The sequence below is a fragment of the Natroniella acetigena genome (genome assembly GCF_023227745.1).
GTDB classification, from domain to species: domain Bacteria; phylum Bacillota; class Halanaerobiia; order Halobacteroidales; family Halobacteroidaceae; genus Natroniella; species Natroniella acetigena.
In genome coordinates, this window is the sequence record NZ_JALKBX010000026.1 from 22,796 (window position 1) to 31,004 (window position 8,209).

The following is an 8,209-nucleotide window of genomic DNA, read 5'->3' on the forward strand; positions in this document are numbered from 1 at the left end:
TGGAGGTTTTTATGAAAGAGAAATATGATAAGATCAAGTATGATTCAAAGACTAATATTTTTATCAATCAAAATATTAATTATCAGTTTCAGGAGATAAAGGATGAATTATTTACTAGATTAGAATTTCTTAATAGAAGGGACTTTCACACTCAAAGGCGGCATAGAAAAGTAATTAAAACAGAATTACAGAATGAAGAAGTTTATATCAAGAGTTACTCTCCTTCTCATACAGATAATTTTGGTGATAAGTTAAAGAATATAACTTTATTAAAGAGTACAGCACTAAAGGAATTTGAAGTCTTATTACGGTTAGAAGAGCTACAATTGCCGGTTGTAAAACCATTAATAGTAGTAGAAAGGCAGATGATGCCTTTAGTTAAGGAGAGTATAATAATTACTTTAGGTTGTCCTGGTATTGAAGTTAGAGAGGTTATTGCTTCTAATCAATATGGATTCAGCTTCAAAAGAAAAATTATGGAGCAAGCTTGTAATTATTTGAACAAACTACATAGTTTTGATATTGTTGATAGTGATTATAAATTTAGAAATTTATTATTTATTGAATTAGAAGATGAAGAATTTAAGCTGGTTTTAATCGATAAGGAACGAGCCAGAACTGATTGTCAGTCAAGATTGATTAAGATAAAAGGTTGGGGAAAGCTTATTGCAGATTGGATCAATATACTTGTAAATTCTTCTTCTATAAACTATAAACTAGCTGAAGATGAATTAAATTATTATAGGGATAAGATAATAAATGATTTATCAGTTAATTTTTGGGAAGAGAAGCTCTTAAATTATTCAATCAATCGAAAATTAAAAGTAGAAGGTATTGTAGTTTAAGCAGCAATACCTTCTACTTTTTTTATGGATAAAGGAATTAAGTTTTAGTTAGAAGATACATCTACTTCTGTTTCCCTAATCTTAGAGATAAAGAAACCTATTGTTGCCAATAAAAATGCCGTTGTTAGGGCTATACCCCGGTGGTGAATTGTTAGGTCAAATAGAAGGTGAAAGTTTAATGCAGTAATTGAGAAAATACTACCTAAAAATAAACCATTATTCTTAAAAGTATCTTTTTTCGTTAGCTGAAAAAGTCCTTGTAGTAAGGAAAAAACAAACCAGAATAGTAAGGATAGGCCTACTAAACCTAATTCAGCAAAGGTCTGTAATAATAAATTATGGCTGTGGTGTCTAAACTTTGTAGCTCCTTTTGGAGCATAATCAGGGTATAATGGTCTGAAACTGCCAATGCCTTGTCCTAAGATCGGCTGTTCATAACCTATATCGAATGTTCCTTGCCAAATTTCCAGTCGATTTGTATTTGATTCTAGACTGACTATTGAAGTTGCTCTAGTAATAACTTCTTCAGAAGCAAAAGAAGTAATAGCTATAATGATAATTAGTACTAAGATTAAAGAACGCTTATCCTTTAAAAAGGCAAAAATAATTGATCCTATCGCTATGCCAATCCAGGCACCTCTGGTCATAGTTAAGATAAGTGTAATAAATCCTGTAATAGAAGTAAGCAAGAAGAAACCTCTAGCAAAGTTAGATAAATTTTTGTCAGTAGCTAAGCCTAAAGCTATTGGAGCTAAGAGTAAAAGATAAGTTGCTAAATGATTTGGATTAGAAAAAACTGATACTGCTCTTCTGGTTGTTATTCCAGTTATGTATTCATAAAGTGCAATTGCTGAAATTATAAAAGATCCAAATAGAGTTATTTTATGAAAGAGCATAAGAGTTTTTTCTGTATCTAATATTTCATATAACATAATATATGATATTAATGCTTGAAAGATCATACTCCAATATCTAATTCCATAATCAAAGTGTGTAGCATAGAGTAAGGAAAAAGTACTAAAAATTAATATGGTACTTAATTGCTTAATAAAAGGAATATTAAGTAGGTAATTAAGCCTATGTTCTTTCTTTTTAAGTTCTACCGACCAACCAATTAGGGAAATAAAGAGTCCCAGATAATGCAGTCCATTAAAAGCAGGGTAAAAGATTAATGCTAATAATAAGCCTAGTTTGATTAGTAATTTTGGCTTAAAACTTTTTTTGTGATTTGTAGTTGTAGTTTTTTCTGTAATTGTTAATAGATTCATTAAATTTATTCCCTCCATTTACTTTAATTAAACGTAACTATCTCTTATTACTTCTAGGTAATTGATTAATTTCCTGTTGTTTTTTAAAAGGGAATTATTTTTTTATCTAGAAATAATTATTTGAGCTTGTAAAAAGGGGGATAAATGGGTGTTGAAAGAGATGAGGAAGAATTTAAAGTGGAAGTTGAAGTGGAAGAAATACAATTTTATAAGAAAATATATAGGGACTAATCATTCTCCTAAGGTAGTTACTGATGACTTAGATGATATATTGGTTTTGGCTCCACACCCTGATGATGGAGTGATTGGATGTGGAGGGACAATGGCTAAGTATATCAATTTGAATCAAGATTTGAATCTTAAAGTTATTTATATAACTGATGGTAGAAAAGCAGGACAAGCTGATTCGATTGAAAGACTAATTGATCAGAGAAAGTCTGAGGCAGAAGCAGCTTTGAATAGTTTAGGAGTCAATAACTTTGAATTTTTTGATATTAAAGATGGTAAAGTTTATAAGAATATAACTGAGCTCAAAATAAGATTACAATCTATGTTACCAAATTATAAAAATGTCTTTACTCCTTTCATTGAGGATGGTCATAAGGATCATCAATTTACTACTTTGGCTCTGTATCAAGCATTACAGGGGTTAAAGATAGAAGATATAAAGATTTGGAATTATGAAGTTTGGTCACCGACTATTCCAAATTCATTAATAGATATAACTGATAGTATTGAGGCCAAAAAGAAAGCGATATCTTTTCATCAATCCCAATTAAAACTTGTAGATTATGTAGAAAAAATCGTTGGTTTAAATGCTTATCGCTCAATGAAATTGAATAAAAATGTAAAATTCTGTGAAGCTTTTTTAAAGTTAGAAAAGGAAGCTTTTATCAATGTAGTAGAAGAATCAAATTTTAGTTAAATTAAAAAAATTGTGCAATTAAATACTGAAATAATGGCTAGAGATAAAGCGTTGTTAGGAGTGATGATGAATGATACATAACACCGAAGGAAAGCCCCGTATTTTATTGATTAACCTTGGCTCAGCTAGTGAGGTTTTATTGACAACTCCTGTAGTTAGGACCTTAAGACAAGTTGCTGATGATAGTCGTTTTGTCTTTGTAGCGGAGAGTAAGGCGCAAGAGATTATCGTTACCAATTCTGATCTTGATGAAGTGCTGATTAAGGATCAAGAAGAAGTTTTGGAAGTACATAAGCAAGGTAAGACTACCATCGTCAACTCTTTTAGGGGGTTGCTGAAGGAGTTGAAGGCGAGGAAGTTTGATCTAGTGCTTGACTTTACGGGAAGTTTAGCTACTGGATTAGCAGCTGTTGTGGCAGGGGGAAAGAGGATTGGTCTAACTAGTGGTTTAACTGGTCTTTGTTATAATAAGAAGTTAGCTGTTGCTTCTGATCTATTCTTGGTGGAGCAGTATTTAGAGTTGTTGGCTGAGCTAGGGATTGAACCAGCGAATTATCAAATAGAGTTTAAGGTGCCAATTACTGATAAAGAAGAAGAGTATATCGGGCGATTATTGGAGCGGTACCGGATCGGAGAGAAAGAGAGTTTGGTGGCGATCAATTTATCAGATCAAGAAGGGCAGTTAACGACATTACAGGCAGTTCAACTGGGAGATTGGCTGGCTGAAAGATATGATCGGGTCTTATTGTTAGGGGCCAAGGAGCAAAGATATCAGGTGACTAAGATTGTCAATAAGATGAAAGGACAAGTGCTTAATTTAGTCGGAAATCTGACTACTTTGGAGCTGGGGGCATTACTACAAGAGCTTGATCTATTGCTCACTCCTAATGGAATTTTGAGTCATTTGGCTGTAGTGCAGGAGAGTGCTGTTATTTCTTTATTTGGCTCGGGAAATCCTGCTAGGGTTGGCCCGTATCGGGGGGATAATTTGGTGATTAAAAGTTCTAGTGATGATTTGGAGGAGATTGAGGTGGAGACGATTGTCAATTTCATTCAAATGAACTTTTTTTAAAACAAATTTACAATTTACAATGTACAGTTAGAAAAGCATTGAATATTTAATAATTAATATTTAATAGTGAATAGTTAAAGTCAAGAGCTTAGGAATAAAATCAGTAAGCAGTGAGCAGTAAACAGTTAAAGATCAAATTCAAAGGCTTAAAATCAAAATTAAGAAACCACTAATGGACATAGATAAAAGCATTGAATATTTAATAATTAATATTGAATAATGAAAAGCGGGTAATAGGGAATAATAAAAGCAATGGATAAATAACATTTAATATTTAATATTGAATATTGAATAATTAAGAGCAAGAGATTAAAAATTAATCAGTAGATTAGTGGTATAATAATAGATAAAGATGATGGGCGAGTAATTATAAATTATTTTAGAAAGAAAATGGGTGTTAAGTATGTCTGAAGAGGGTTTAGAAATGATGATAGACAAAATAAAATCGTATCTGCTGGAGAATTATGATGTTAAGTTGATCTATCTCTTTGGTTCTATTTTAACTTGTAATTTTACTGAAGAGAGTGATATAGATATTGCGATCTTTGTAGAAGAGCTTGATTTTGAACAGAGGATAGATATGATGTCTGATTTGGAAGGGCTTGTAGGTAGGAAGGTTGATCTGGTTAATTTGAAAGAGGTAGATGTTAATTTTGCTACTGAGATTATAGTAAGTGGTGAAAATATCTATGCTATGAAGCAGGATTTTAAGGAAGAGTATGAGATGAAGGTTTTATCTAAATACCTGACTTTAGAGGAAGATAGAAGAATTGTAATCGAAGAAATTTACAAAAGGGGTTCTGTTTATGGAAAGAGTAATCTTAAACAAGATTGAGTCGATTGAGAGATGTATTAACAGGATAGAAGAAGTTTATTCTGAGGGAAGCTTGGATGACTATCTGTATCAGGATGCGATTGTTTTGAATCTACAACGGGCTTGTCAGCAGGCTATAGATCTAGGGATGTATCTGGTATCGAAGTTGGGGCTGGGGGTTCCGAAGAAGAGTAGAGAGGCTTTTGAGCTATTAGAGGGGGAAGGGATACTCTCTGAAGAGGTAGCTGATAGATTACAGAGGATGGTTGGCTTTAGAAATATAGCGATTCATGAGTATCAGAAGCTGGATTTGGATATCTTGCGGAGTATTATTGAGAATAATCTGGGCGATTTTTTGGATTATAATAGGGAGATTATAGAGTTTTTGAAGAGCATTGAATAGATAATAGTGAATAATTAATATTTAATATTGAATATTGAATAATTAAAGGTCAAAATCTTAAAAGCAATTAATAATTAAAAGGGCAAGAGCTTAAGATCAAAAATAGTGGAGCAATAATTACAGGGGGTTTTGAAAAAATAAGATTTAATTTTGTGCTGGACAGTTTCTGTCTATGGAGGTTTAGTATAATAAAATATAGTTTAGAAGATTATAATCACAGTCAGATTTAAGATGGCTGTGATTTTTCTGGTTTAAGTATTAGCAATTATTGTATATTTTTTGAAAAAGAAGGAATATAAATACAATATATATAATATATTATATAACATACAAATAGTATAAAGAAGTTGAGTAGGGAAGCGAAGAAGTATAGCCTATAATTGGTCACCTAGGCTATATGGAGCTAGTGGTGAAACCGCCTCTACCACTTAGAGTATTCTCAGTTAAAAGGAAATATTGGAACAGTGAACATCTAGTCTCAGGATACTTTGCAGATATTGAGGGTTTTAGTGTTTTGATTGTGTGAATTTGAATTCTAATTGTCAATTGTACATTGTAAATTGTCAATTAAAGTGGGAGTGGAGAAAGATTTAGATATCTGCTAAAGGTTGTCATAATAGGGATAGATTTAACTGAGAGCTCTAGTTTAATTAAGGGAGGGGCATTAGATGTTAAAGAGTGCTGTTGATTTTATCAGTAATTTAAGAATAGGGAAGAAGGCTAGGTTTGAGGATGATGCTTTGGAAGAAGCAGTAGGTAGGATCTTTGGACAAGAAGAGATTGAGCAGTTGAAGAGTTTAGTTGTAGTTGGAGAAGAGATTAGCTCTGTGGGTGGTTTAGAGGAACTGACTGGTTTAGTTGAGCTTAATTTAAGTAAGAATTTAATTAAAAAGATTGAGCCGTTAGCTAAGTTAACTAATCTAGAGCAGGTTGATTTAAGTTATAATAAAATCAGTAAGATTACTCCTTTAACCAATCTAGATAGATTATCGTATCTTGATTTAAATCATAATCGGATTGTAGATAGTACTCCTCTAGAAGAATTACAAAGCCTACAATATTTAAATCTTAACTGGACTGGCATCAAGGATGTAAGCCCAATAGCTAATTTAGATAAGTTAGAAGTTTTAGAGCTTAGCTGTAATGTCAATTTTTCTGGATTTAGGAATAGTGCGACAGTAGGGCAGTTGACAAACTTACGAAAGTTAAATCTAAGCAATAATAAATTAGAGCAGGTTGAGATGTTAGAAGGTCTAAAGCAGTTAGAGCGGTTGGATTTGAGTAATAATCGGATAATTGATCTGACTGTATTAGTTAAGTTAGATAATTTACAACAGGTAGATTTAACCAATAATCACCTGGAAAAGAATAAGGATAATAAAGAGATAATCAAGAAGTTAGAACGAAAAGGTGTTGAAGTTAGGATTTAAGATTAAGACTTCAGGAGACTCCTGAAGTCTTACTTTTTGGTATATATAAAAATTTCTTTTTCTGGAAGGAAATTACAAGATGTTATAGAATAATTAAATATGATGGGAAAATAATTTTTTTAGGAGGATATCTTAATGAAGAGGTTGTTATTATATTCTGTAATTATAGCTATCTTATTACCAGTAGTAGTTAGTCAACCTGTTGGAGCAGAAGAGAATTATAGATTGGCAGTAGATGATCTAGTAGCTGTCTCTGTCTGGGGACATAATGATCTCCAGCGAGAGGTACGAGTCGATCCTGATGGCAAGATCAGTCTGCCGTTGATTGGTAAGCTAGCAGCGGAAGGTTTGACTGTTGAAGAGTTGACTGAAATTGTAACAGATAAATTGAGCCAGTATATTAATTTAAAGGAAGGCCAAGTCAGTATCAACTTATTAGAATATCAACGCCATCAAGTGATGATCTTAGGAGAGGTTAGAAATCCTGGTACCTATCAGATTCGAGCGGGAAAGACGGTCTTAGATATTATCTCTGAAGCAGGAGGAGCTACGGAGATTGCTGATTTGGCCCAGGTTAATTTAAATCGGACAAGCCAAGCAGAGAGTCTTGATTTAGAGGCGATGCTGGCTGGCGAGAAGTTTGATCAAAATCCTGTCTTAGAGGATGGAGATATTATTAAAATACCGCAGAATGTGATTAGGGTTACTATCTTAGGAGAGATCAGCCAGTCTGGGAGTTATCAACTAGAAGAAGGACTGCGGTTAAGTGATCTGTTGGCCAAAGCAGGTGGTGTGACTCAGAATGCTAACAAGCGATTGGAGTATATCTCTGCGGGAGAAAGAGAAGAGTTAGATGTTGATCAGATTCTGGCTGATGATGAGTTCAATCCAGTTTTAGCTGATGGTGATACGATACATATTTCTCGGAGGAGGATTGACTGGGAGCGGATCTTTTTTTATGTCGGAGGGTTTAATGCGATTAGAAACTTATTAGACATCTAAAAAAACAATTGATAGTTGAAAATTGATAATTGATAGTTAACACTTAAGAAAAAAGAGTAAGTAAAAAAGTCAAGAGAAAAAGTAGTGAGTAGTAAACAGTTAAAAGTCAAAGAATTAAAGAGCAAAATACTTAAGATCAAATTCAGTGAACCACTAATGAACACGAATTTTCACTAATTTAAATAATTAGGAATAAAAGAACAAATGTACAATGTACAGTTAAGAGCTAAGTAATAAAGAGCAATTAAAAATAGAGAAAGATCAAAATCGGGGGCCACGAATTGGCATAGATAGATGAACACAGATAAAAAATAAATAGTATTTGTTATACAACTGGGTTAATTTAAGATGATTCTTGGTATTATAGGGGTTAGAAGTGAAGTTTTATTACAATTATGGTGTGATCTGTTGCGATATGAAAAGTATCGCCTAGTATTGTGAAGACAATCT

The 8,209-nt window shown here is 32.8% G+C and carries 8 protein-coding genes and 1 riboswitch; of the genes, 7 read left to right on the forward strand and 1 reads right to left on the reverse strand.

Annotated features, from left to right (window positions below; translation table 11 throughout):
* The first annotated feature begins 11 nt into the window (after positions 1-11).
* Positions 12-845, forward strand: coding sequence for a lipopolysaccharide kinase InaA family protein (locus MWH25_RS07250; protein WP_248626983.1), 834 nt, complete (start codon positions 12-14; stop codon positions 843-845).
* Between the two features lie 44 nt (positions 846-889).
* Here MWH25_RS07250 and MWH25_RS07255 read toward each other — a convergent pair whose 3' ends face one another.
* Positions 890-2,113 carry an O-antigen ligase family protein gene (locus tag MWH25_RS07255; RefSeq protein WP_248626984.1) on the reverse strand — a complete coding sequence of 408 codons (1,224 nt, stop codon included), beginning with the start codon at positions 2,111-2,113 and terminating at the stop codon, positions 890-892.
* Positions 2,114-2,261: 148 nt separating this feature from the next.
* Here MWH25_RS07255 and MWH25_RS07260 point away from each other — a divergent pair, with 148 nt between their 5' ends.
* The 6 genes from MWH25_RS07260 (at position 2,262) to MWH25_RS07285 (ending at position 7,759) form a co-directional block, all read left to right on the forward strand.
* Complete coding sequence (locus tag MWH25_RS07260; protein WP_248626985.1) at positions 2,262-3,038, forward strand: PIG-L deacetylase family protein; 777 nt, start codon at positions 2,262-2,264, stop codon at positions 3,036-3,038.
* Between the two features lie 70 nt (positions 3,039-3,108).
* Positions 3,109-4,110, forward strand: a complete 1,002-nt coding sequence (locus MWH25_RS07265; protein ID WP_248626986.1) for a glycosyltransferase family 9 protein — start codon at positions 3,109-3,111, stop codon at positions 4,108-4,110.
* A gap of 403 nt (positions 4,111-4,513) precedes the next feature.
* The gene (mntA, locus tag MWH25_RS07270; RefSeq protein ID WP_248626987.1) at positions 4,514-4,945 is read left to right on the forward strand and encodes a type VII toxin-antitoxin system MntA family adenylyltransferase antitoxin; all 432 of its coding nucleotides are present in this window, start codon (positions 4,514-4,516) and stop codon (positions 4,943-4,945) included.
* Positions 4,917-5,327, forward strand: a complete 411-nt coding sequence (gene hepT, locus MWH25_RS07275) for a type VII toxin-antitoxin system HepT family RNase toxin (protein WP_248626988.1) — start codon at positions 4,917-4,919, stop codon at positions 5,325-5,327. The genes mntA and hepT overlap by 29 nt, the downstream gene beginning before the upstream one ends.
* 346 nt (positions 5,328-5,673) lie before the next feature.
* Positions 5,674-5,757, forward strand: a riboswitch (cyclic di-GMP riboswitch).
* A gap of 238 nt (positions 5,758-5,995) precedes the next feature.
* Positions 5,996-6,757: a leucine-rich repeat domain-containing protein gene (locus MWH25_RS07280; RefSeq protein WP_248626989.1), complete on the forward strand. Its 762-nt coding sequence runs from the start codon at positions 5,996-5,998 to the stop codon at positions 6,755-6,757.
* Between the two features lie 135 nt (positions 6,758-6,892).
* On the forward strand, positions 6,893-7,759 hold the full coding sequence (locus MWH25_RS07285; RefSeq protein ID WP_248626990.1) for an SLBB domain-containing protein: 867 nt from the start codon (positions 6,893-6,895) through the stop codon (positions 7,757-7,759).
* Positions 7,760-8,209 lie beyond the last annotated feature (450 nt).

Bases quoted from the DNA above. Each gene is read 5' to 3' on its own strand.
- MWH25_RS07250 (WP_248626983.1), top strand. From the start codon at position 12: ATGAAAGAGAAATATGATAAGATCAAGTATGATTCAAAGACTAATATT.
- MWH25_RS07255 (WP_248626984.1), bottom strand. From the start codon at position 2,113: ATGAATCTATTAACAATTACAGAAAAAACTACAACTACAAATCACAAA.
- MWH25_RS07265 (WP_248626986.1), top strand. From the start codon at position 3,109: ATGATACATAACACCGAAGGAAAGCCCCGTATTTTATTGATTAACCTT.
- mntA (WP_248626987.1), top strand. From the start codon at position 4,514: ATGTCTGAAGAGGGTTTAGAAATGATGATAGACAAAATAAAATCGTAT.
- hepT (WP_248626988.1), top strand. From the start codon at position 4,917: ATGGAAAGAGTAATCTTAAACAAGATTGAGTCGATTGAGAGATGTATT.
- MWH25_RS07280 (WP_248626989.1), top strand. From the start codon at position 5,996: ATGTTAAAGAGTGCTGTTGATTTTATCAGTAATTTAAGAATAGGGAAG.
- MWH25_RS07285 (WP_248626990.1), top strand. From the start codon at position 6,893: ATGAAGAGGTTGTTATTATATTCTGTAATTATAGCTATCTTATTACCA.